This window comes from Brevundimonas sp. Bb-A (assembly GCF_009394735.1).
Classification (GTDB): Bacteria; Pseudomonadota; Alphaproteobacteria; order Caulobacterales; family Caulobacteraceae; genus Brevundimonas; species Brevundimonas aurantiaca.
The window spans coordinates 101,648-125,185 of sequence record NZ_CP045456.1 but is presented as its reverse complement, the minus strand read 5'-3'; the positions used below and the strand labels follow the sequence as shown (position 1 = coordinate 125,185).

Genomic DNA, 23,538 nt, shown 5'->3' with positions numbered 1-23,538 from the left:
GACGCACATCGGCCGATCGTCTCCGCCTGGGAGCCCGCCTTGAACTTCAAAACCTGCCTGATCGTCGACGACAGCCGCATCATCCGCAAGGTGGCGCGTCGGATCGTCGAAGGCTTCGGCTATGAGGTGGATGAGGCGGCGGACGGGGCCGAGGCCCTGTCCTACTGCACCGGCGTCACGCCCGACATGATCCTGGTCGATTGGAACATGCCGGTGATGGACGGGCTGACCTTTCTGCGGCGTCTGCGCGCCCTGCCCGAGGGCGGACGGCCCAAGGTGCTGTTCTGCACCATCGAAACCCGGCCCGAACGCATCGCGGAGGCTCTTGCGGCCGGCGCCGATGACTATGTGATGAAGCCGTTCGACGGCGAGATCCTTCAATCCAAGCTGACGGAGGTCGGCGCGATCGCGGCATGACTCCCGAGGACTTCGACAAGCTCCAGGGACTCTTGGCCACCCGCGCCGGCTACAGGCTGACGCGGGATCGCATGAATTTGGCCGAGCATCGTCTGGGGCCGATCGCGCGGCGCGAAGGCTACGCCAATGTCGAGGCCCTGCTGGCCAATCTGTGGGCCCATCCGGTCGCCTCCCTCGGCTGGGCGGTGATCGAGTCCCTGCTGAACCCCGAAACCTGGTTCCGCCGCGACCGCGCCCCCTTCGACGTCCTGGAACAGGAGCTTCTGCCTGCCCTGGCCAAGGCGCGGCCCGGCGGGCGGGTCAGCCTCTGGTCGGCGGGCTGCTCCACCGGGCAGGAGGCCTGGTCCATCGCCATGGCGGCCAAGGCGTCCGGCGCTGCGGCCGAGATCGTCGCCACCGACCTGTCGCAGCGTGCGATCGATAAGGCCCGCGCGGGCCTCTACACCGGTTTCGAGATTCAGCGCGGCCTGAACGCGCGGGCCATGCTGCGCTGGTTCGAACCGGACGAGGAGAACTGGCGGGTGCGTCCCGAACTGGCGGAGATCGTCCGGTTCGGCCGGGCCAATCTGCTGGACGAGCCGACGGACGAGATGCGGTTCGACGTCATCTTCTGCCGCAACGTCCTGACCCATATGGAGCCGTCGCGCCGCGCCCGGCTGCTGGACGGGCTGGAGCGCCGCCTGGTCGACGACGGCTGTCTGTTCCTGGGCCTGGATGAGCGGCTGGAAGGCGAGACGGTCGCCTTCCGCCCCGTCAGCGGCCGTCAGGGTCTCTATGTGAAGACCCCCGCCGCCGTCCGCCGCGCCGCCTGATCGGATCGCCTGAACTGATTCCGAGCCGATAAGGCTCAGCCCGCGTGCAGCTCCTGCTTGACCCGCTCCGCCAGGGTCTTGATGTCCAGCGGCTTGGGCAGGAAGGAGACCCCCGCCTCGTCCTGCAACAGGTCCGAAAAATCGCTCTCGGCATAGCCCGAGATGAACATGACCGGGGCGTCGCCCAGATATTTGCGCGCCTTCTTCAGCAGGGACGGGCCGTCCAGGCCGGGCATGATGACGTCCGAGATCATCATGTCGATCTGTCCGGCGTGCTCCTCGGCCAGCATCAGGGCCTCCTCGCCGTCGGCGGCCTCGATGACCTCATAGCCGCGCTGGCGCAACAGGCGGGCGGCGATGCCGCGCACCGCATCCTCGTCCTCGACGAACAGGATGCGGCCGGCGCCCGACAGGTCGCGCGGCGCCTTGACCTTGACCTCGACCGGCTGGACCTCGGCCAGTTCCGCCTCGCCCGCGGCGGGCAGGAAGATGCGGAAGGCCGCGCCCATGCTCATGCCGTGCGGGCCTTCGATATTGCTGACCGAAATATGGCCCCCGGCCTGCTGGGCGATGCCGTAGACGGTGGCCAGGCCCATGCCGGTGCCCTCGTTCACCGCCTTGGTGGTGAAGAAGGGCTCGAAGATCTTGTCCACCAGTTCGGGCGGCACGCCGGGGCCGGTGTCGGACACCTCGATCAGGGCCACCTCGTCGGTCGGGGCGGCGGCCCAGCCCATTTCGCGCGCCTGCTGGGCGGTCAGGCGGCGGGTGGTGATGGTCACGACGGCGTCGCCGGGTTCGACCACGCCGCGCATGGCGTCGCGGGCGTTGACCGCCAGGTTCATCACCGCCGTCTCCAGCTGGCTCTTGTCGGCCAGAACGATCGGCAGGTCCCGACCGTAGTCGGTCTCCAGCCGCACGTCCTCGCGCAGCAGCCGGCGCAGCAGTATGGCGAACTCGCCCACCAGCTCGCCCAGGTCCAGCCGTTCGCGCCGCACCGTCGACTTGCGCGAAAAGGCCAGCAGCTTCCTCACCAGGTCCGCCGCCCGGATGGCCGTCTGGCGGATCTCGTTCAGCCCCTCATAGGAGGGATCGCCGACCGGGTGCCGTTCCAGCAGGCCCGACAGCTGCAGCTGGATGGCCGTCAGCAGATTGTTGAAGTCGTGCGCCACCCCGCCCGCCAGCTGGCCCACGGCCTGCATCTTCTGGGCCTGGCTGAGCTGCAGCTCCATCGACTTCTGGGCCGAGACGTCGAACAGCCAGATGCGTTGGCGCTCGCCCTCGGGCGCCACATACAGATGCAGCATCTTGTCGGGATAGGCCCGCGCCACCAGTTCGATCGGGCCGGACGACCCGGCCGCCAGCTTGGCCCGCGCCTCGACCACGCCCGTCGGATCGAACAGATGGCCGAAGGCGGCGTCGCGCGCGGCGTTGGGTCCGGTCAGGATCGCCAGGGCCGCATTGGCCTCTTCCGCCCGGCCGGCGAACAGGTCCGAACCCGCGACGACGGCCGAGCCGAACGGGGCGCCGGCGGCCATGGCGCGGGCCTCGCCGTTCGTCCCCTGGGCCTGGGCCGGAACGGCGGCCAGCGGCAGGACCGCCTCGGGCGCGGCCCGCATCAGGAACCGGTCGGGGCCGGCCCGGCCGATCACCACCTCGAACTCGCGCGCCCCGATCTGGACGATGGCGTGGCCCGGCTCGCCCCGCCGCGCCTGGGCGAAGGCCATATAGAGGGCCTGGGCCGACTTGCCGCGGGGCAGGGCGGTGGTGGCGCCGTTGGCCTCGGCCCAGGCGCCGTTGAAGGCCAGGACCTGGCCCGTCTCCCACACCAGGGCGGCCGGCTCGGCCATGGCGTCCAGCAGTTCAACCGCCACGTCGCTGGACGGCTGGACCGTCTCGGCCCGGCGGAAACCGAACAGGGCGATCAGGGCGATCAGCCCCACGGTGACGATCAGGATCAGGCCCGGCGCCGAGGTCGGATTGGCCCGAAAGGCCGGATAGGCCAGGGCGGCGACCGTCGCCACCGCCCCGAAAGCCATCACGGCCGAGAGCAGGTCGAACGAAAGACGGCGGTTGGGCGTCATGCGGCCTCGCGAATCAGTAGGCTGATCATACGCTGAAATCGGGCGGCAAGCCTTACGGCGGCGTTACCGGCGTTTTCGCGATTGGAAGACGAAGCCGATGATCTTGGCGGCGGCCTCGAAATGCTCCTTGGGGATCACCTCGTCCACCTCGACGGTGGCGTAGAGCGCGCGCGCCAGAGGCACGTTCTCGACGATGGGCACGTCGTGTTCCTTGGCCACCTCGCGGATGCGCAGGGCCAGGGCGTCCACCCCCTTGGCGACGCAGACCGGCGCCCCGTCCCCCTGGTCCGGCTCATAGCGCAGGGCCACCGAATAGTGGGTCGGGTTGGTCACGATCACCGTGGCCTTGGGCACATTGGCCATCATCCGCTGGCGGCTGCGCTGCATGCGGATCTGCTTCAGCTTGGCCTTGACGTGCGGGTCGCCCTCGGTCTGCTTATAGTCTTCCTTCAGCTCTTCCTTGGTCATCCGCATCCGCTTGGCGAAGCGCATCTTCTGCCAGATGAAGTCGGCGCCGGCGGTGGCTCCCAGCAGGATGATGGCCGCCACGAACAGGGCCAGGGCCATGTCCCGCGCCAGGGGCAACAGGGCCAGGGGGCTCACCGTCACGAGGTTCTCGAACTCGCGCGTGTGGGGCTTCAGCACCATCCAGCACACCACGCACACGGCGATCAGCTTGATCAGGGTCTTGACGAACTGCATCAGGCCGTCAGGCCCGAAGATGCGTTTGAACCCCGACAGGGGGTTCACCGCCGACCACTGCGGCTTCAGCTTCTCGCCGGTGAAGATCAGGCCGGACTGGGCCAGATGCCCGCCCGCCCCGCCGATGATGGTGGCCAGCATGACCGCCCCCAGAAACGGGGTCATGGCCCACAGGGCGCGGGCCAACACTTGCGTCCCCGCTCCGGAATCCAGCATGCCCAGCATCTGGTGCGGGGCGGCGATGAAGGGCAGGAGCTGTTCGGCCATGGACCCGGCGAACCAGCCCCCGGCCCCCAGGATCACCGAGGCCGCCCCGGCGAGCGCCAGCACCTGACCCACGTCCTGGGACTTGGCGACGTCGCCCTTCTTGCGGGCCTCCTCAAGTTTTCGGGGTGTCGCCTCTTCGGTTTTCGACTCGGGATCGGCGCCTTCAGCCACCGGCGCCTCCCATCACCCCGGCCGCGAACAGCTCGCCCAGGCGTCGATAGCGGTCGATGAAGACGGTCCCCAGCGCCCCCAGGCTGAGGGCGAAGATCGAAAGACCCAGGATCACGCTCAGGGGCGCGGCGGCGAAATAGACCTGGAACGACGGCATGACCCGCGCCACCAGGCCCGAGGCCAGGTTGAAGATCAGGGCGAAGACCAGAACCGGCGCCGACAGCTGCACCCCCAACAGGAAGCTGTCCCCCACGGTCCGCACCGCCATGGCGGTGAAGTCGTTCATCATCAGCGGCTGGGCCGGGGCGATCAGCTTGTAGGAGCCGACCATGCCGGCGATGAACAGATGGTGGGTGTCGGTGGCGAAGATCAGCGTCACCCCGAACAGCATCAGAAACGAGGCGATGGTCGATCCCGGCTGGGCCTGCAGCGGATTGGCCGTCTGGGCGAAGCTGAGGGTGGTCTGCAAGGAGACGATCTCGCCTGCCGTGGTCAGGGCCGTCATCAACAGGCGCAGCAACAGGCCGATCATCAGGCCGGTCGTCACCTCGCGGATGATCCAGCCCACCATGCCGCCCAGGCCGTCGGGCAGGCCGGGCAGGCCCGCCCGCACCACGGGCCACAGCACCAGGCTGATCAGCAGGGCCAGGGACAGGCGGATGCGCGGCGGCACATAGGCCTCGCCGAAGCCGGGCATGACCATCAGGATCGCCCCGATCCGGGCGAAGATCAGCCCGCCGGCCCAGACTTGGTCGGCGGTGGCCCAGCCGTCCATCAGACGCCCCGCGTCTCGGACCCGCCCACCCTACATGCCCGCGATGCGGGCGGCGATCTGGCGCATGAAGCCGCCCAACAGGGCGCCCATCAGCGGCAGGAACAGCAGCAGGGAGACGAAGATGGCGATGATCTTGGGCGCATAGATCAGGGTCTGTTCCTGAATCTGCGTCAGGGCCTGAAACAGACCGATCACCACGCCCACCACCAGGCCCACGATCAGCACCGGCAGGCACAGCTGGATCGTCAGCCAGATGGCGTCACGCCCCACATCCAGAACTTCCGCGCCGTTCATCGGCCGAGACTCCCAAAACACACTGGGCAGAAAATGCCGGGAGGATGGTTAACGGGGAGATAACGGTGGCGGATCTCCTGAACCCCAGCCTCTCTTGTCTGTTCTATCATGGGTTGCGATATTGGGGCGCGCTGTCATCGAGGAGGGGCGATATGAAGAGGGAGGTGATCGCTCATCTGACCGAGACCTTCGAAGGTCACGCACAACAGACGGACGCGGGCGTGGACTATTGGCTTGGGCGAGACGTTCAACATCTGCTCGGATACGCCGAGTGGCGGAATTTCCAGAACGTCCTGTCAAAGGCCAAGACGGCCTGTGAGCTCTCGGGACACGAGATCGGGCACCATTTTGTTGACGTCAACAAAATGGTCGACCTGGGGTCGGGCGGGCGACGCCAGATCGATGACGTGATGCTCACACGGTTCGCATGTTATCTGGTGGCTCAGAACGGCGATTCTGCGAAACCTGAGATCGCTTTTGCGCAAAGCTACTTCGCCATTCAAACTCGTCGAGCCGAGTTGGTGGAACAGCGCATGCTCGAAGTGGAGCGTTTGCTTGCTCGCCGCAAGTTGACGCAGACGGAGAAAGAGCTGTCCGGAATTATCTATGAACAAACCGGCGAGAACCAGAACTTCGCTCTAATCCGTAGCAAGGGCGACGGCGCGTTGTTCGGCCGATCAACGCAGGCGATGAAGGCGACATGGAAGGTGCCGGACAGCCGTCCCCTCGCGGATTTTGCGCCCACCATCATCTTGAAGGCCAAGGATTTCGCGACAGAAATCACCATCTTCAACGCCCGCGCCCACGCCATGAGAACGGAAGGCGCCATTTCTTCCGAACATGTCACCAACAACAAGGCAGTCCGAAAAACCCTTTTGGACCGCGGCATTCGGCCGGAGGCCCTGCCTGCTGCGGAAGACATAAAGAAGGTTGAGCGCAGAGTGGCGTCGCACGATCGCAAGTCGCTCCAGAATCCAGATCGAATCGACGAGTAGATGGACGGCTGTTCCTGACCTTCTGCGGAAGGCGCTCCTATGGACCAGATGCGGCGCGCAACTTGGATACATCGGACAGATCGGACACATTTTTTCGCGCCCGCCGCCGATTTCCGGACACATCGGACACATCGGACACTGTTTTTCCCGGTCCGGCGTCTGACCGCGTCGCCGCAGCGTAAGGGGTAGGATTTTTGCTTTTCGTGTTCGGCTCGCTATAGGCCCTGTCATGACCGACGTCCCCCCCAAGACCGCCCGCGCCTCCCGTCTGACCCAGGCCGACGCCGAGGCGGCGGTGCGCACCCTGATCGAATGGGCGGGGGACGATCCCGACCGCGAGGGTCTCCTGGAGACGCCGGCGCGGGTGGCGCGCAGCTATCGCGAGCTGTTCTCGGGCTATGAGACCGACCCTCTGTCCTATCTGGAGAAGACCTTCGAGGAGACGGGCGGCTATGATCAGCTGGTGGTGCTGAAGGACATCCGCTTCGTCAGCTTCTGCGAACACCATATGCTGCCGGTCGTGGGCCGGGCCCATGTGGCCTATCTGCCGACCGACCGGGTGGTGGGCATCTCCAAACTGGCGCGGGTGGTGCGCGGCTTCGCCCGGCGCCTGCAGATCCAGGAGAAGATGACCGCTGAGATCGCCGAGGCCATCAACACGGTGCTGAAGCCGCACGGCGTCGGGGTGGTGATCGAGGCCGAGCACAGCTGCATGACCCTGCGCGGGGTCAATGCGCCGGGCGCCAGCCTGTCGACAAGCCATCTGATCGGCGTGGTCCGCGACGATCCGCGCACCCGCGAAGAGTTCCTGAGGCTGGTCCGGGGCTGAACCCGGCCCGTCTCTTGCGGGGGAGGGGGCCAAGGAGGCCTTCCCCGTGCCCTGGACCCTGATTTCGACCCGGAATGAGACAACCCCGATCGCTCGGGGCGGCTGGCTCGACGCCCTGCGTTTCATTGTGGCCTTCCTGATCATTCTGCACCACTTCCAGGCGGCCGGCCCGGTCCCGCTGGCTGAGGCGGTTCATCCGGTGTTCGAACGCGGCGGCTTCCTGCTGACCAACTTCTTCCTGATCGATTCCGGCTATGTGCTGATGCGGGTCTATGGGGCGGCGGTCGGCGGCGGGCGGATGTCGCACGGCGACTTCGTCCTGAAGCGGGTGTTGCGGGTCGTCCCGGCCCATCTGATCCTGGGCCTGTCTCTGGTCGCCCTGGTGCTGCTCAGCGCCTCGGTCGGGATCGCGCCCCGCAATCCCGAATGGTTCCGCTGGGACCAGCTGCCGGCCCAGCTGCTGCTGGTTCAGTCCTATGGGGTGTACGGCGGCCTGGGCTGGAACGCGCCGACCTGGTCGATCTCGGCCCTGATCGGCTGCTATCTGTGCTTCCCCTGGATCCTGCGCGGCCTGACGCGGCTGGGGCCGTGGAGCGCCCTGGCCCTGGGGATCGGCGGCTATCTGGTCGCCAACCAGCTGTGCTGGAGCCTTCTGGCCTATCCCGTCTATCAGATGCCCATGGGCTACGGCTTCATCCGGGCCCTGCCCCTGTTCGTCCTGGGCATGAGCCTGGCCTGGTTCGCCCAGTCGGTGTGGATCCATCCGCGCTTCGCCGGCTGGATCGGCATCGCCGCCTTCTGCGGCCTGGTCGTGGCCCAGGCCTTCGGCAAGACCGCCCTGGTCTCGCTGGCGATGATCTCGCTGATCATCCTGGCCGCCGGCGCCGTGCCGGTGCGCCGCCCGTCCAGGCTGGTGGAGACCGCAGCCCTGGTCTCCTTCTCCATGTTCATCTCCAACGAAGTGGTCCGCATCGCCTGGTTCGGCGTGGTCAATGCGGCGAACGCGCGCTTCGCCCTGTCTGAGCCGGCCCAGTGGGTTCTGTGGGGCTGCGGCGTCCTGGCGGCTGTGGCCTTCGCCTTCGCCTTCCACTTCGCCGTCGACGACCGGATCCAGTCGCGCGTCCGCGCCTGGCTGAAGCGCCGCCGCGGCGGACGCCGGTCCGCCCCGGTCGAGGCCGGGCCGGTCATCTCCCTGGAAGGCTGAACCCTCGGTCAGTCCTCGTCGTCATCCTCGGCGACGTCGGGGATTTCGGGCGTGACGACGGTTGGGGCGATGGTCTTGATCTCGCCCAGCTGGGCGCCGGGAAAGGCCAGCAGCACGGCCTTGATGAAGGGATCGGCCTCGATCTTCTGGCGCTCGGCGGCCCGTTCCTTCCTCTGGCGTTCGATCAGGGTGTCGCCGCCGCCCTGGCCGTTGGCGGCGATCAGCCAGGTGCGGCCGGTCCATTCCTTCAGCCGGCCGGCCAGCCGCCGGGCCAGTTCGACCGGCGCGCCCTCAACGCTCTCATAGACGATGGCGCCGGGCTTGAACGAGACGGGTTTGACGAACCGCTCCACGTCCATCTGCAGGCCGACTTCGCGCTTCTCGCCGATCAGGGCCACGACCTGTTCGAAGGTCTGGGGATCGGGCAGGGCGGGGGCCATGACCGGCCGCGCGGCCAGCTGGGCCGAGGTCCCGCCCCCGCCGCCGGAGCCGCCGCCACGCGGGGCCGATCCGCCCCCGAAGGGCTCGCCCGACTGAAGCCGCTTTAACGCCTCCTCCGGTCCCGGCAGGTCGGCGGCGTAGGCCAGGCGGACGATGGCCATCTCGACCGCATCGGCGGGATTGGGCGCGCGCCGCACCTCGTCCAGGGCCTTCAGCAGCATCTGCCAGGTGCGCGACAGGGTGGCGGCCGGGATGGCGGCGCCCAGGGCGGCCAGTTTCTGCGCCTGGTCATTGGGCAGTCGGGTCGCGTTCGGCCCCAGCATCTTGGCCACCGAGGCGGCGTGGCAGTGTTCCAAGAGGTCGTTGGTCACCTGCACCGGGTCGGCGCCGTAGCCGTAAAGGGTGCGGAAGTTTTCCAGGGCTTCGGGCGTGCGGCCGGCCATGACGCTTTCGAACAGGGCGATGGTCTGGCTGCGGTCGGCCAACCCCAGCATGTCGCGCACTGTCTCGGTCTTGACCACCTGTCCCCGTTCGGCCTGAACCAGGGCCTGGTCCAGCAGGGACAGGCCGTCGCGCACCGAACCCTCGGCTGCGCGCGAGATCAGGGCCAGGGCGTCCTGCTCGATCTTCATCCCCTCCCGCTCGGCGATCCGGCCCAGGTGATCGACCAGAATCTCGGGCTCGACCCGGCGCAGGTCGAAGCGCTGACAGCGGCTCAGGATGGTCACCGGCACCTTGCGGATCTCGGTGGTGGCGAAGATGAATTTGGCGTGGGGCGGCGGCTCCTCCAGCGTCTTCAGCAGGGCGTTGAAGGCCTGCGTCGACAGCATATGGACCTCGTCCAGCACATAGACCTTGTAGCGGGCCTCGACCGGCGCATACCGCACGCTCTCCAGGATGTCGCGGATGTCGTTGACCCCGGTGTGGGAGGCGGCGTCCATCTCCATCACGTCCATATGCTGGCCGGCCATGATGGCGGCGTCGTGCCGGCCGTGGGCGGTCAGGGTCAGGGACGGACGGTCGATCGTCTCCGTCTCATTGTTCAGGGCGCGGGCCAAGAGACGGGCGGTGGTCGTCTTGCCGACGCCCCGCACCCCGGTCAGCATGAAGGCGTGGGCGATCCGCCCGGTGGCGAAGGCGTTGGTGAGCGTCCTCACCATCGCCTCCTGACCGATCAGATCCTCGAAGGTGCGCGGCCGGTATTTGCGCGCCAGCACCTGATAGGCGGCGCCGTCGTCGGCCTGATCCTCGCTGACGGCGGCGACAGGCGGCGGCGCGGCCGGCGCAGGCGCAGGGACGGGCCCGGCCGCCGGGGCGGAGGCGCCGAACATGTCGTCGGTGTTCTCGTCGCGCTCGACGACGTCGTCCTCTTCCCAGGGCGGGCCGTCGAGATTCGGGTCGTTGTCGCTCATGGGCGAAGTCTTACAGCGGGTGAGCGGCGGGGCGAAGGGCTTCCTTCGGACCTTCCCCCGCTTGCGCGGGAAGTGTCAGGTCGTGGCGCGCAGCGACACGCCTGACGATGGGGGAAGTCACGTGTCCTGAAGGAAAACTTCCCTCTCCGACCCTGGTCCGCTCTGCGGACGCCCGGCCACCTCTCCCGCAAGCGGGAGAGGGACGCGAACACACGCGCTCAAGCCGCGAGCGACCGCGTCGCAAGCGTTAGCGCACCAAACGCGCTCAAGCAGCGAGCCGCCGCGCGGCGAGTGTTAGCGCACAAACAAAGGAAGTAGAGACCGCGACCCGAAGGGGAATTCGTTGTGGCTGCTGCCTTCCGGCCCTGACCAGGTTGGCGAAGCCTTCGCCCGCGATCTCCGAGGGGAGATATGACGGGTGCGGCGGACGGAATCAAGGGTTACAAGGCCGCATGGCTCATCAGAACGTCTTCTCCGGCAATCCGCTCGACCGCGCGGGCGATCTTCGCAACGACCCCGACTGGCTGGCGGAGCAAGAGGCCAATCCCGAGGCCCTGTGCATGGTGCTGTGGGAAGGGCGGCCCCTGGTCGAGGAGACGGCGGAGGGGCCGCGCCTGGCCTGGCTGTCGCTGAAACACGCCCGCGACATGGTTCCGGATCGCGACGTCTTTCTCGGGCTCTGGAAGGAAGCGCCGGTCTTCGCCGTCGAGTTCGAGGGCTCCGTCGATCCGGCCGAGGGGCCGGTGAAAGGCTTGGGAGCCTTTCATGAGATGCGCGCCGCCGCAGCCATTCTGCCGGCCCAGGACGCGGCCATGGCCGGCGGGGCCAAGAGCCTGTTCGACTGGCGCCGCAAACACGGCTTCTGCGCCAACTGCGGCACACTGAGCGAGACGGCTTCGGGCGGGTGGAAGCGGCGCTGCCCGGCCTGCGGGACCGAGCATTTCCCGCGCGTCGATCCGGTCACCATCATGCTGCCGGTCTATAAGGGCGGGGCCGAGCCGGTCTGTCTGCTGGGCCGCCAGGCGGCCTGGCCGGCGGGGCGGATGTCGGCCCTGGCGGGCTTCCTGGAGCCCGGCGAGTCGATCGAGGAGGCCTGCGCCCGCGAGGTCAAGGAAGAGGCGGGCCTGACGGTGATCGACGCCGTCTATCACTCCAGTCAGCCCTGGCCCTTCCCGTCACAGCTGATGATCGGCCTGATCGCCGAGGTCTCGGACGACCAGGCCCGGCCGGATCAGACCGAGCTGGAGAGCGTGGCCTGGCTGACGCGGGCCGAGGCGAGGGCGGTTCTGGCCGGCGCCCACCCGACCATTCAGGCCCCGCCGCCCTTCGCCATCGCCCACAGCCTGATCAAGGCCTGGGCGGAGGAGGCGTAGGGTAGAGACGTTATCTGCCCTCAGACCAGCGCCCGCGCCGCCTCCAGGTCGGCGGGATTGTCGACCGACAGGGGCGCCTCGTCGATCACGGCGGCCCAGATCTGCATCCCCATCTCCAGGGCCCGCAGCTGTTCCAGCTTCTCGCGCTTCTCCAGCGGCGACTGGGGCGCGGCGCAGAAGCGGTTCAGGGCCGCGCGGCGATAGCCGTAGACGCCGATGTGACGCCAGATCGGCGCATCGCCATACAGGGTCGAACGGGTGAAATAGAGGGCGCGGCCCTGACGCTCGGCCTCGCCCCATTCGTTGCTTTTCAGGGCCAGGACCGCCTTGACCACATCGGGATTGGCCCGGTCCGACGGATCGGCCTCTGCGGCGACCAGGGTGGCGATGTCGCAGGCCGGCTCGCCGTGCAGCACGGCCGCGCAGGCGGTCGCCAGGCCCGGATCGGCGAAGGGCATGTCGCCCTGGACGTTGATCACGGCGTCGAAATCGCCCTCGGGGTCTATGGCGTCCACGGCGGCCCGGATGCGGTCAGAGCCGGACGGCAGGTCGGGGTCGGTCAGGATCGCCCGGCCGCCCGCCGCCTCGACCACGGCCACGATCTCGGGATCGCCGGCGGCGACCACGACGGGCAGGCCCGAGGCGGCGGCCTGTTCATAGGCCCGCACGATCATCGGCCGGCCGCCGATGTCGGCCAGGGGCTTGTTCGGCAGGCGGGTGGCGGCCATGCGAGCCGGTATCATTATCAGAGGATTCATGGGTCTGGCGGGGCCTGTCCTGGTCGAGCGGCGCCGTCGCGTTCGTCGCGCCGGTTGCGAACCCTGCGCTACCGTGCAAGACGTGATCCGGCAAGGAAGGCTTCTCTGCGCAAGACGGGGAAGTTGGGAAACCTAGGGACGGGTGAGACGACGCGCATGAGCGGCGATCTAAAGTGGAACAAGATTTTCGGCGCGGCTCTGGGGACGGCCTTCGTCATCCTGGTCGTTCAACAGGCGTCGGGCCTGATCTATCATTCCGAACCGCCGGAAAAGATGGGCTATTTCGTCGATGCGCCGGATGAGGTCGCCGGCGCCGAACAGGCCGAGCTGCCGCCGGACTGGGGCACGGTCCTGCCGACCGCCGACCTGGCCGCCGGCGAGGCCGCCTTCGCCCGTTGCCAGGCCTGCCACAACGCGACGCAGGGCGGGGCGGACGGCATCGGCCCGAATCTGTACGGGGTGGTGGGCGGCCCGGTCATGCACCGCGCCGGCTTCGCCTATTCGGACGCCATGGCCAAGCACAAGGCCGAGGCGCCGACCTGGGGCTATGACCAGCTGAACAGCTTCATCACCGCCCCCGCCCGCTATGTGCCCGGCACCAAGATGTCCTTCGCCGGCATCCGCGACACCCAGACCCGGATCAATCTGATCGCCTGGCTGCGCAGCCAGGGCTCGAGCGGCTTCGCCATCCCCGCGCCCGATCCGGCCCGCCAGCCTGGCGCCGCCGCCCCCGCCGAGGGTGAAGCCGCCCCCGCCGAGGGCGCCCCCGCCACCGAGGCGACGGGCGAGGCCCCCGCCGTCGGCGAACCGGCGACCACCCAGGCGACCCCGGCCGCGCCGCCCGCCGCCACCAGCCCGGCGCCGCCGAACAGCTGATCGCGCGCCCGACGGGCCGCCCTCATCGATCTTCGCCCGGCGTCTTAGGATCCCGGGCGTTTTTCGTTTCTAACGAAGCGGTCGACCTTAAGGGCGCCGGTCGGGCGGTCGCCCCGAACGCCCAGTCGAAACGCCATGATGTGGCCTTTGGCGAACAAGTTTGAAAAACAAACAAGTCTGTGCAATATGTCTCTCGAACAGGGAGACGAGGATCATGACCGCAGACGACATCAAGACGGGCGAGCGCCTTCACGGCCTGGACGCCCTACGGGGCGCCGCCCTGCTCCTGGGTTTGGTGCTCCACGGCGCCATGACCTTCTTTCCGACGCCGATCTGGGTGGTGGTCGACGATCAGCGGTCGGTCTGGGCCAGCGGCCTTTTCTTCGCCATTCACCTGTTTCGGATGGCGACCTTCTTTCTGATTGCGGGTCTGTTCGCCCATATGATGCTGGCGCGGCGGGGGCTGGTGCGGTTCGGGATCAACCGGCTGGCGCGGATTGCGGGACCGCTGGCGGTCTTCTGGGGGCCGTCGCTGGCGGCCATTGTCGCGGTCCTGATCTGGAATGCGGGCCTACATGGCCTGACGGCGGCCGATGCGCCGCCGCCTCCGACCTATGACTGGACCAATCTGCCGTTGACCCATCTGTGGTTCCTGTGGGTCCTGCTGATCTTCTATGTCGGCCTAGTCGTCGTGCGGGCGCCGTTCGCGGCCCTGGACCGGCAGGGCGGCTGGGGGCGGGCGGTGGTGGATCGCGCGACGGCGTTGCTGGTTCAGCCGGGCGGCGCCGTCGTCCTGGGCGCGCCCCTGGCCCTGGCCCTGTGGCTGCATCCGAACTGGGTCGCCTTCTTCGGCGTGCCGACGCCCGACGCGGGCCTGATCCCCAACACCCCGGCCCTGGTCGGGTTCGGACTGGCCTTCGGCCTGGGCGCCCTGCTGGACCGGCGCCGCGACCTGCTCGAGCGGATCGCGGCGCGGTGGCCGCTTCATCTCGGCCTCGCCCTGGCGGCAGGCGCGACGGCCCTGGCTTTGGCGGGCGGTCCCAATCCCAGGTTGGAGCCTATCACCGATCCGGCGATCAAGGCGGCGACGGCGGTCGCCTTCGGGGTCGCCGTCTACGCCTCCAGCCTGGCGGCGGTCGCCTTGGCTGTTCGGTTCTGCTCGGGCCACAGCGCGGTGCGGCGCTATCTCGCCGATGCGGCCTATTGGATCTACATCGTCCATCTGCCGCTGGTGATGGTCGGTCAGGTGCTGGTGCAGGACTGGAGCCTAGCCTGGCCGGTCAAACTGGCCTTGATCGTCGGCGGAGCGCTGGCGGCGTCGATCGCCGGCTATGAGCTGCTGATCCGCCACAGCTTCATGGGGCGCTGGCTGAACGGCCGCCGGGTTCCGTGGCGGCGTCGCCCGGCCGCCTCAGCCCCGTCGCCCGCCGAATAGCTTGCCAACCCCCGTCGCCGCGTCCATCCGAAGGACGCGCAAGCCGCAGAGGAATCATCGATGAACGACACGTCCCGCAGCTCGCCCGAAGCCGACCTGGCCTTCCTTCGATCGATCGTCCAGGGCGGGGGCGATCCGAGAGCCACACTGACCATGGGCGTCCTCTATCTGGCCGGCGGCCTGCTGTACGGGCTGCAGTGCCTGGTTCACCTCGGACAGGCGGCGGGGGTGATCCGCTGGTCCGGGCCGATCAGCCTGGCCTTCGTCACAGGCGTGACCGTCGCCTTCCTGCTGGTGATGGCCTGGGCCATCCGGGAGGACCGCAAGCGGCCCAAGGCCAGCCCCGTCGTCACCCGCACCCTGAACGCCGCCTTCAGCGGGGCGGGCATGGCCAATCTGGCCATCGTCATCGTCTTCGGCTTCGGCTCGGCGCGAGACCAGGACTTCGCCGTCTGGCTCTATTATCCGGCGATGATCTTCGCGCTCCAGTCGGCCGCCTGGTATGTGGCCTGGGCGCTGAAGAAGAAGGGCTGGATGCTGGCGGCGTCGATCGGGGGATGGGCGACGGCGGTGGCCCTGGGGCTGTTGGTCCGCGAGCCCCTGGCCTATCTGCTCGTCGCGACGGCGGCTCTGTTCCTGCTGTTCGCCGGGCCAGGCTGGATCATCACCCGCGAAGCCTTGAAGGCCCGCCCGGCTGCGGACGCCGCCTGACCCATGGGGCTGAACGACCTGGGGCGAATCGACGAGGTCATCCACGGCCGGATGCGGCTGGGGATCATGGTCTATCTGGCCGACGTCGAGGCCGCCGACTTCACCGAGCTGAAGACGGTGCTGGAGGCGACCCAGGGCAATCTGTCGGTGCATCTGAAGAAGCTGGAGGAGGCGGGCTATGTCGCCATCTCCAAGAGCTTCGTGAACAACAAGCCCCTGACGCGGGCGGCGATCACGCTTGAAGGGCGCAAGGCCTTCGACGCCTATCTGGAGGCTCTGGGCGGACTGATCGGGAGGAAGGCGTGACGGTCAAGGTCATGGGCATCGTCAACGTCACGCCCGACAGCTTCTCGGACGGGGGGCGATGGGCGTCGACCGAGGCGGCGGCGGACCAGGCGATGCGGCTGGTCGAGCAGGGGGCCGAGGTGCTGGACATAGGGGGCGAGAGCACCCGGCCGGGCGCCGAGCCGGTCAGCGAGGCCGAGGAGATCGACCGGGTCGTTCCGGTGATCGAGGCCGTTTGCGCCCGCTGGGGCGGCCCGATCAGCGTGGATACGATGAAGCCGGCCGTGGCTCGGGCCGCCGTCGCCGCCGGGGCGACGATGTGGAACGACGTGACCGCCCTGAGCCATGCGCCGGACAGCGCCGCCGTCGCGGCCGAGCTGGGGTGCGAGGTGGTGCTGATGCACATGAGGGGCGAACCCCGGACCATGCAGGCCGATCCCCGGTATGAGGACGTGGTCGCCGAGGTCCGGGCCTATCTGCTGGGCCGGGCCGAGGCGGCGACGGCGGCGGGGGTGGCGCGCGAGCGGATCTGGCTGGATCCGGGGATCGGCTTCGGCAAGACCCCGGCGCACAATATGGCCCTGACGGCGCGGCTGGGCGAACTGGTCGGGCTGGGCTTTCCAGTGCTTTACGCCGCCAGCCGCAAGCGGACGATCCAGGCGGTGGATGCGACGGCGGTGGAGGCGACCGACCGGCTGGGCGGCTCGCTGGCCCTGGCGCTGGAGGGGGCGCGGCGCGGGGCGCGGATGGTGCGGGTCCATGACGTGCGCGAGACGGTTCAGGCGCTGAGGCTGCAGGCGGCGGTGGCGGCGGCGGAGTGACACGCTTGCCTGGTCCACGCTTGCTCGGGCGCGCCGACTGGGCCATCTGATCCCCATGTCCTGGGTGATGTCGATCAATCCGTGGGCGACGCTGGTCGTCGCCGGTCTGCTGGAAGTGCTGTGGGCGTCCGGCCTGAAGTCCGTCAGCCTGCAAAGGCCGCTGACCTCGCTGGGGGTGCTGATCGCCCTGGCGGCCAGCATGATCCTGCTGTGGGTGGCGACCCAGAGGCTGCCGATCGGCACGGCCTATGCGGTTTGGACCGGGATCGGGGCGGTGGGCGCGGCCCTGGTCGGGATCGTCGTATACGGCGAGCCGGCGACGGCGGTGCGGGCGGTGTGCATCCTGCTGATCGTGGCCGGGATCGTGGGCTTAAAGCTGTTCTCGGGGGCGCACTGATGAGCCTCGCTCAAGCAGACGCCCGCCGCGCGGTCGGCGGTAGCGAAAGAAAAATGGGACGGGTCCTGATCCTGGCGGGGTCGGACAGCGGCGGGGGCGCGGGGGTCCAGGCCGACATCAAGGCGGTGACGATGATGGGCGGGTTCGCCGCCACGGCGATCACGGCCATCACGGTGCAGAACACCCTGGGGGTTCACGGCGTCCATCCCCTGCCGCTGGAGCTGATCGCGGCCCAGGCGCGGGCGGTGCTGGAGGACATCGGGACCGATGCGGTCAAGACCGGCATGCTGGGCTCGGTCGAGGTGGTCGAGACGGTGGCGGCCCTGCTGGACGAGGCCAAGGCGCCGGCCGTGGTCGATCCGGTCATGGTGGCCAAGGGCGGCCATCCCCTGTTGCCCGATGCGGCGGTGGAGGCGGTCCGGCGCCTGATGATCCCGCGCGCAGCCCTTCTGACCCCCAATGCGCCCGAGGCGGAGGCCCTGACCGGGCTTGAGGTGCGCGACATCGACGGCCAGAGGCGGGCGGGCGAGGCCCTGCTGAAACTGGGCGCCAAGGCCGTGCTGATGAAGGGCGGCCATGTGGACGGGCCGACGGTGATCGACCTCTTGATGACGGCCGATGGGGAGACGGTGCTGGAGGCCGAGCGGATCGACACCCGCCACACCCACGGCACCGGCTGCACCCTGGCCAGCGCGTGCGCGGCGGGTCTGGCCCTGGGGCGGCCGCTGGAGGTCGCGGTCGCCGAAGCCTGGGCCTATGTCGGCGAGGCGATCCGGCGGGCGCCGGGTCTCGGCGGCGGACACGGGCCGCTGGATCACGGCTGGCCCGTGCGGGGCTGAGGCGGCGGTCCATCGGACACCGAAAAAAGGTGTCCGATGTGTCCGATCTGTCCGACGGCCTTTGTTTTTGAAGCGGAATTACTCCGACGCCGATCGGACTGTCCGAGAATCGAGTCTCACGACGGCCTGCGAGCGGGGCGTCGGATCGGCGAGCGGCCGAGAAGGCCGAGATCGGACAGGAAAAAGGTGTCCGATGTGTCCGATCTGTCCGATGGCCTTTGTTTTCACAAAGAAAATGGTCGGACTCTGATCGGACTGTCCGGCGGGCCACGTTCTGCGCGCGTTGCGATGTCAAAGACCGGAACGCCAGTATAGGGCCGCGCGGAAGGGCGCCGGCTGTTTTGACGGGTGAAGCCCTAAGCCTTTGAACCTTTTCGGGCTCGCCTCGACAATCGCGCGCGTAACGGGCGGCGGGCATGGTCCGCCGTTGCGAGGCGGGCCTCCGTTGCGTTCGTCATCCTCGCCCTTGTGGCGAGAATCCAGACGCCCGGTGTTTCCGCAAGGTGCGCCGTCTTTGGCGCCCGGAGTCTGGATCCTGGGGACAAGCCCCAGGATGACGGGACGTGCGGGGGCGCGCATCTGGGGATGAAGGCGGACGGCCTCTCCCGCAGGACGGATGGGAAGGGTAAGGGAGGCGGATGAACGCCCCCCTGAGCCAGAAGCTGATCGACATCGTCCGCGCCGATCCCGGCCTGATGCACGTTTTGCGGACGGTGCGGGGGCTGGGCCTGCCCGACTGGCGGCTGGTGTCGGGCGCCGTCTATCAGGCGGTATGGAACGCCAGGACGGGACGGCCGTCGGGATACGGGATCAAGGACTATGACCTGGCCTATTTCGACGGATCGGACCTGTCCTATGAGGCCGAGGACGAGGTGATTAAACGGGTCTCCGCCGCCTTTGACGAACCCTTCCGCAGCCAGGTCGAGGTGCGCAACCAGGCGCGGGTGCACGCCTGTCGGTAAGTATGAACCTTGCTCAGAGGGGGCGGGAAGTCCCGTTTTGAGCCAGTTTCATCATGTCCATCAAAGCCTTCGCCTATGTGAGGTATAGCGATCCGTCGCAGTCCACGGGGAATTCAGTGGCGCGGCAGACAGAAATGGCGGTGGCATACGCGGCCAAGAATGGCGTTGAACTCGATTGGTCCTATCGGGACGATGGGGTCAGCGCGTTTCATGGTCACAACCGCACAGTGGGTGACCTCGGCCGGTTCATGGCTGACGTTCAGTCTGGCAAGGTCGAGGCAGGGTCGCACCTTCTGATCGAGGGCTTCGACCGATTCTCTCGCGAAGACCCATTCGAAAGCCTCTACACCTTCCTCACCATCCTCCGGGCGGGCATCGTCTTGGTGACCCTTAGCGACGGTCAGGACTGGTCTACTGCCACTCTCATGGGCGCCAGCTATCGGCTTTTCGGGGTTCTGCCTCACATGGAGCGCGCCCATAGCGAGAGCAAAGCAAAGAGCGAACGCACCCTTCACAACTGGAAAAAGCGTAGGGAGAGTGGGGTGGTCGTTGATCGCCTGACCAAGCCTGCATGGCTCGATGTCGTGGACGGTGAATACAAGGTCATCGAGCAGCGCGGCCACATCCTCATCCGCATCTTCGAAGAGATCGCATCCGGCATCGGGGCCGATAGTGTCGCCCGGCGTCTGAACGCGGATGGGATTGCGGCTTGGGGGCGTGCCTACAAGGAGAGTGGCGTTCGCGCGGGTCGAACCAAAATCTGGCACGGCTCCTACATTCAGACGCTGCTAAACGGCCGGCAGGTGATCGGCGAACATCAGCATCATCAATATCGGGGCCGGAAGCGTGTTCCCATTGGTGACCCGATCTCAGGCTACTACCCGGTCGCGGTCCCCCTGGACCTCTACTATCGTGCGGTCTCAGCGTTCAGGTCGCGGAGCATGGATGGCGGGCGCAAGTCCACGAAGCTGGTCAACCTGTTCGGTGATCTCGCTCGCTGCCGCCACTGCGGTGGCAGGATGCGCTGGAACGGCACTCAAAGCCGGGCGCGCGACGGCAAGTCTTTCGTCTATCTGATCTGTTCGTCCAACCGCCAGAGAACGGGTTGCGACCATGCAGCACGCCACCGGCTGGAATACATCGAGGACGCGGTCTTCGATCTCGTCACCGAAATCCGATTGGATGGGACAGCGGACGATACTGAGGCTGCGACCTCCCTTGCGGAGGCCAAGCACCAGCAGACGGTAGCGCAGGATCGGGTTGGAAGAATTGCCGATCTTCTGATCGAACTCGACACTCCGACTATGCGGATCAAGTTCGCTGATGCCGAGAAGTCGCTCGTGGAAACCAAGAGAGCCGTTGCGGCGGCGGAGGAGGGATTGGCCCTGGTTCGACGGCGGGCGACACCCTCACGCCATCAAGAAGCTGTCGCGGCCCTGCGGGCGCAGATGGCACAAAGCGATGATGTGTCGTTGCGTATCAAGATGGCAGGCGTCGTCCGTTCCGTGGTTGATTCCATCTCCTTCGACAGAGATGGCGGGGTGATGGTCACACTCATGGGGGGGAGGCGCGTCTACCGATTCCGCCTCGCGAAAATCGTCACTGAGTTCAGTCTCGTCGTCGCGGACCATGGCTCGACGATCACAATCGACGGCGGGCGCATCGCCACTAACGAGGAAGCATCGGATTTCAAGGCAAGGCTGTTGGCATAGCTCAAGTTGACGCTCGACGAGCACGGAGATTGATGCTCGATTGATGAGCTTTGGAAAACGCTCCGTGATCGCACGAGGCTGTTCGCCATGCTCCGGGCGACCTGCACGCTGGCGGCTTCCAGTTCTTCGATTTGAGCATGCAGCCCACCTACGTCTTTCGACGATGATCAAGTCGTGCTTGGGTAGTGTTCGGCGGGGAGGCTAACTTGGCGTGCAACGCATGGAACCACTCAGCCACCTGCAACTGCGGTTGGGGTGGCGTATCCTATGGATTCTGACGTGCCCCTGAGAATTTCCTCCACGCGGAGCTAGAGTCCGGCCCTTGAAAGGACGGACGGAATGAAACGAGCGAGATTCACGGAAGAGCAGATCATCGGGATCCTGCGGGAGAACGAGGCCGGTGCCAAAGCGGGCGAGTTGGCGCGCAAGCACGGCGTGTCGGAGGGCACGATCTACGCCTGGAAAGCCAAGTTCGGCGGGATGAGCGTGTCGGACGCCCAGCGCCTGCGCGCCCTGGAAGATGAGAACGGAAAGCTGAAGCGCCTGCTGGCCGACGCCATGCTCGACAAGGCGGCGCTGAACGATCTGCTCTCAAAAAAGTGGTAGGGCCCGCGGCGATGCGCCAAGCCGTCGCCCATGTGAAGGCGACGTTCGGCGTCAGCGAGCGGCGGGCCTGCTCCATCATCAAGGCCGACCGCAAATCGGTGCGCTATCGCTCTTGCCGCCCGCCAGACACGGCGCTGCGGGAGCGGCTGCGCGCCCTGGCTGTCGAGCGGCGACGGTTCGGCTATCGCCGGCTGTTCGTGCTGCTGCGACGTGAAGGCGAGCCTTCGGGCAAGAACCGGATCTACCGGCTCTACCGCGAGGAAGGTCTGACGGTGCGCAAGCGCCGCTCCCGTCGTCGAGCCATCGGCACGCGGGCGCCGATCCTGATCGAGGCAAGGCCGAACGCCCGCTGGTCGCTGGACTTTGTGCACGACCAGTTCGCCACGGGCCGCCGCTTCCGCATTCTCAACGTGGTCGACGACGTCACCCGCGAGTGCCTGGCGGCGATCCCCGACACCTCGATCTCGGGACGCCGCGTCGCGCGCGAGCTGACAGCGCTGATCGCTCGACGGGGCCGTCCCGCCATGATCGTCAGCGACAACGGCACGGAATTCACGTCCACGGCCATCCTGGCCTGGGCGCAGGATCATGGCGTCGACTGGCACTACATCGCGCCCGGCAAGCCGACCCAGAACGGGTTTGTGGAATCCTTCAACGGCCGGATGCGCGACGAACTGCTCAACGAGAGCCTGTTCTTTAGTCTGGATCACGCCCGCCAGAAGGTCGCTGCCTGGGCGCTGGACTACAATACCCGCCGGCCGCACTCGTCGATCGGCTACCTCACCCCGGAGGCCTTTGCCGCCAGTCTGACCGCAACAGGCCGACCCGCTGCGCAGGATGAAAGCTGCGCGGCTCGGCCTGTTGCTCACCCCACGCTACGAGGCGTAACTAACCCAAGGACTCTGGTCGCCGCTGGATGAAAACTCAGGGGCACGTCAATTCGTCACCGAGACGACTCCGCTGCCTTACATCCGCGAGGTCAGCTTTCTGAATCCTAACGCCCGTTGTCCGGTGTGCGGCGATCAGGTCTTCTTCTACCGATCACCGAATGGGGGAGCGGTCTACTTCGACGGCCTTGGGTGGCCGTGGCCGAAGCATCCCTGCACGGATGTCGGGGTAGCGTCCTCCGCTCGAACCATCTCGACCCCAGCCGGCTCTCGGATTCTGAGCGCACAGTCTGAAAAGTCAGATGATCATGGTGCAAATCCGTGGACGCCATTCGAGATTGTCAGTGTCGTTCAAGAAGACGCTTACACACTCCTGGTAGGCCGCGTGGACTACGCGACGTCGATGATCAAGATCGGCATTCAAAGCCTCGTCAACACCGCACCGGCCATCCCAGCCTTTATCCGCGCCAAGCCAGAGCGTTGCGGAATCATTGATCTGAGCACGCTCTCCGATCTCGATCCAATCGAGGTCGATGCCTATTTGGACTGTATCGAGGTAGACGACTTGAGGGTTTGGAGCGCGGCTTTGTCGGGATCACTGGCTGACCTGAATATGGTCGGCTGGCGCCTGTGTTTCGGTCGAGATCGGACACAGCAGTCGGCTCGAAATGAATTCACACGGCCCAACTGGCTGGGTGGGTTTTACTGGTTCTGTCAGTCGGCATTGGCGGGGTATCCGTCTGCGCTCAATAATCTTGCCTCGGCCAAATTGTTGAGGGGATGTGGTGTGGCCGAAACTGAATGGGCCGCGCTTCAGCAGCAGCTATACGCCAGCGCAACCCTTCTCGAAAACTCGAAGGAACACGCCCCCGATGACCTGGCCAGAACCTTGGAGAAGGTTAGGGAGGTAGTCGATGCGATGCGCCATAAAGTTGCGAAGTCGGGCTGATGGCAGACGATCCAACTCAATTCCAAGAGTTCGCGGCAGATGACAATGATGACGTGCCGTGGGCCGACCCTGCAATCCGGGTTGGATATGAGGCTGCGCTTGGCCGCCTCATCCTCGGATTTAACGAACTGGACTACTACCTCACGCAATTGATCGATCACTGCTTGGACCTGCGGGAACGACCGCTTGAACTGGAACACATGACTAAGGGGTCGTTCACGGCCCGGCTTAATCATCTTCGGACATTGAATAATCGCTTTCCCGAGTTGAAACTTCGCGACCTCCAGTTCGAAGAACTGGTCGCGCTCAACGAACTGCGAAACGTCGTTGCCCATGGTCACTTCGACCAAAACCCGTTCCAGGGGGACTACGCCCTCATAGGGAAGACGCGCCGTGATGACTTCCCAGCCAAGCGACTGGATGAAATCACCGCCCGCCTCGAAGAGGCGGCGAACGTGATCAAAGTGCAGATTTGGTTCTCAGACCTGGAAGACCTGAGTTAGCCATTGGGTGACTTCGCGGCGAAG

23 protein-coding genes, 1 other RNA gene and 1 pseudogene are annotated in these 23,538 nt (G+C 66.9%); 18 read left to right on the top strand and 7 right to left on the bottom strand.

The features are described 5' to 3' along the window. The first annotated feature begins 39 nt into the window (after positions 1-39). The gene (locus tag BSP_RS00610; protein WP_054764008.1) at positions 40-417 is read left to right on the top strand and encodes a response regulator; all 378 of its coding nucleotides are present in this window, start codon (positions 40-42) and stop codon (positions 415-417) included. Beyond that, on the top strand, positions 414-1,229 hold the full coding sequence (locus tag BSP_RS00605; protein WP_054764007.1) for a protein-glutamate O-methyltransferase CheR: 816 nt from the start codon (positions 414-416) through the stop codon (positions 1,227-1,229). Before BSP_RS00610 ends, BSP_RS00605 begins: the two co-directional genes overlap by 4 nt. A gap of 35 nt (positions 1,230-1,264) precedes the next feature. Here the strand turns inward: BSP_RS00605 and cckA are convergent, their stop codons facing one another. The 4 genes from cckA to fliQ form a co-directional block, all read right to left on the bottom strand. Then, positions 1,265-3,310 (bottom strand): cell cycle histidine kinase CckA, encoded by a 2,046-nt coding sequence (gene cckA, locus BSP_RS00600; protein WP_152948942.1) that lies wholly within the window; start codon positions 3,308-3,310, stop codon positions 1,265-1,267. Positions 3,311-3,373: 63 nt separating this feature from the next. Then, positions 3,374-4,450 (bottom strand): flagellar biosynthesis protein FlhB, encoded by a 1,077-nt coding sequence (gene flhB, locus BSP_RS00595; RefSeq protein ID WP_054764005.1) that lies wholly within the window; start codon positions 4,448-4,450, stop codon positions 3,374-3,376. After that, positions 4,443-5,225, bottom strand: coding sequence for a flagellar biosynthetic protein FliR (gene fliR, locus BSP_RS00590; protein ID WP_152948941.1), 783 nt, complete (start codon positions 5,223-5,225; stop codon positions 4,443-4,445). Before fliR ends, flhB begins: the two co-directional genes overlap by 8 nt. Positions 5,226-5,255: 30 nt before the next feature. Beyond that, positions 5,256-5,519, bottom strand: coding sequence for a flagellar biosynthesis protein FliQ (gene fliQ, locus BSP_RS00585; protein ID WP_054764003.1), 264 nt, complete (start codon positions 5,517-5,519; stop codon positions 5,256-5,258). Positions 5,520-5,671: 152 nt separating this feature from the next. Here fliQ and dinD point away from each other — a divergent pair, with 152 nt between their 5' ends. The 3 genes from dinD to BSP_RS00570 all read left to right on the top strand — a co-directional run bounded on the left by dinD (position 5,672) and on the right by BSP_RS00570 (position 8,547). Further along, a complete protein-coding gene (gene dinD, locus BSP_RS00580) occupies positions 5,672-6,514 on the top strand; it encodes a DNA damage-inducible protein D (protein WP_152948940.1) in 843 nt (280 codons plus the stop codon). 229 nt (positions 6,515-6,743) lie between these two features. Continuing rightward, the gene (gene folE / locus BSP_RS00575; RefSeq protein WP_152948939.1) at positions 6,744-7,343 is read left to right on the top strand and encodes a GTP cyclohydrolase I FolE; all 600 of its coding nucleotides are present in this window, start codon (positions 6,744-6,746) and stop codon (positions 7,341-7,343) included. A 46-nt stretch (positions 7,344-7,389) separates the two neighbouring features. After that, positions 7,390-8,547: an acyltransferase gene (locus tag BSP_RS00570; protein ID WP_152948938.1), complete on the top strand. Its 1,158-nt coding sequence runs from the start codon at positions 7,390-7,392 to the stop codon at positions 8,545-8,547. Positions 8,548-8,555: 8 nt separating this feature from the next. On the opposite strand, the gene BSP_RS00565 is transcribed toward BSP_RS00570, so the two are convergent. After that, entirely contained in the window at positions 8,556-10,400 is a 1,845-nt protein-coding gene (locus tag BSP_RS00565) for a DNA polymerase III subunit gamma/tau (RefSeq protein ID WP_152948937.1), read from the bottom strand. A gap of 309 nt (positions 10,401-10,709) precedes the next feature. Then, positions 10,710-10,805, bottom strand: an RNA gene (gene ffs / locus BSP_RS00560) — signal recognition particle sRNA small type. 47 nt (positions 10,806-10,852) lie between these two features. On the opposite strand from ffs, the gene nudC reads away from it, so the two are divergent. Then, a complete protein-coding gene (gene nudC / locus BSP_RS00555; RefSeq protein WP_152948936.1) occupies positions 10,853-11,773 on the top strand; it encodes an NAD(+) diphosphatase in 921 nt (306 codons plus the stop codon). A gap of 20 nt (positions 11,774-11,793) precedes the next feature. On the opposite strand, the gene BSP_RS00550 is transcribed toward nudC, so the two are convergent. Then, the gene (locus BSP_RS00550; protein WP_194166988.1) at positions 11,794-12,531 is read right to left on the bottom strand and encodes a 3-deoxy-manno-octulosonate cytidylyltransferase; all 738 of its coding nucleotides are present in this window, start codon (positions 12,529-12,531) and stop codon (positions 11,794-11,796) included. Positions 12,532-12,687: 156 nt separating this feature from the next. On the opposite strand from BSP_RS00550, the gene BSP_RS00545 reads away from it, so the two are divergent. From BSP_RS00545 to BSP_RS00490, 12 genes and pseudogenes are all read left to right on the top strand, one after another. Further along, complete coding sequence (locus BSP_RS00545; RefSeq protein WP_054763996.1) at positions 12,688-13,407, top strand: cytochrome c family protein; 720 nt, start codon at positions 12,688-12,690, stop codon at positions 13,405-13,407. A gap of 214 nt (positions 13,408-13,621) precedes the next feature. Next, on the top strand, positions 13,622-14,842 hold the full coding sequence (locus BSP_RS00540) for an acyltransferase family protein (RefSeq protein WP_152948934.1): 1,221 nt from the start codon (positions 13,622-13,624) through the stop codon (positions 14,840-14,842). Positions 14,843-14,902: 60 nt separating this feature from the next. After that, complete coding sequence (locus BSP_RS00535; protein WP_152948933.1) at positions 14,903-15,553, top strand: hypothetical protein; 651 nt, start codon at positions 14,903-14,905, stop codon at positions 15,551-15,553. Positions 15,554-15,556: 3 nt separating this feature from the next. Continuing rightward, entirely contained in the window at positions 15,557-15,859 is a 303-nt protein-coding gene (locus BSP_RS00530; RefSeq protein WP_054763993.1) for a transcriptional regulator, read from the top strand. A gap of 11 nt (positions 15,860-15,870) precedes the next feature. Then, positions 15,871-16,659, top strand: a complete 789-nt coding sequence (gene folP, locus BSP_RS00525; protein WP_152951009.1) for a dihydropteroate synthase — start codon at positions 15,871-15,873, stop codon at positions 16,657-16,659. A 55-nt stretch (positions 16,660-16,714) separates the two neighbouring features. Continuing rightward, positions 16,715-17,056 (top strand): multidrug efflux SMR transporter, encoded by a 342-nt coding sequence (locus BSP_RS00520; protein WP_152948932.1) that lies wholly within the window; start codon positions 16,715-16,717, stop codon positions 17,054-17,056. Continuing rightward, on the top strand, positions 17,056-17,895 hold the full coding sequence (thiD, locus tag BSP_RS00515; protein WP_227976005.1) for a bifunctional hydroxymethylpyrimidine kinase/phosphomethylpyrimidine kinase: 840 nt from the start codon (positions 17,056-17,058) through the stop codon (positions 17,893-17,895). The genes BSP_RS00520 and thiD overlap by 1 nt, the downstream gene beginning before the upstream one ends. Positions 17,896-18,533: 638 nt before the next feature. After that, a pseudogene (locus BSP_RS00510) lies at positions 18,534-18,845 on the top strand (nucleotidyltransferase family protein); the annotation flags it as partial. A 65-nt stretch (positions 18,846-18,910) separates the two neighbouring features. Then, a complete protein-coding gene (locus tag BSP_RS00505) occupies positions 18,911-20,569 on the top strand; it encodes a recombinase family protein (protein ID WP_152948931.1) in 1,659 nt (552 codons plus the stop codon). A gap of 339 nt (positions 20,570-20,908) precedes the next feature. Beyond that, positions 20,909-22,095, top strand: a protein-coding gene (locus tag BSP_RS00500; RefSeq protein ID WP_152948930.1) for an IS3 family transposase whose coding sequence is annotated in 2 segments (ribosomal slippage) — positions 20,909-21,170 and positions 21,170-22,095 — 1,188 coding nt in all. Because the reading frame shifts where the segments join, the coding sequence is not laid out codon by codon here. A gap of 370 nt (positions 22,096-22,465) precedes the next feature. Beyond that, entirely contained in the window at positions 22,466-23,011 is a 546-nt protein-coding gene (locus tag BSP_RS00495) for a hypothetical protein (RefSeq protein ID WP_152948929.1), read from the top strand. Next, a complete protein-coding gene (locus BSP_RS00490) occupies positions 23,011-23,514 on the top strand; it encodes a hypothetical protein (RefSeq protein ID WP_152948928.1) in 504 nt (167 codons plus the stop codon). The genes BSP_RS00495 and BSP_RS00490 overlap by 1 nt, the downstream gene beginning before the upstream one ends. Positions 23,515-23,538 lie beyond the last annotated feature (24 nt).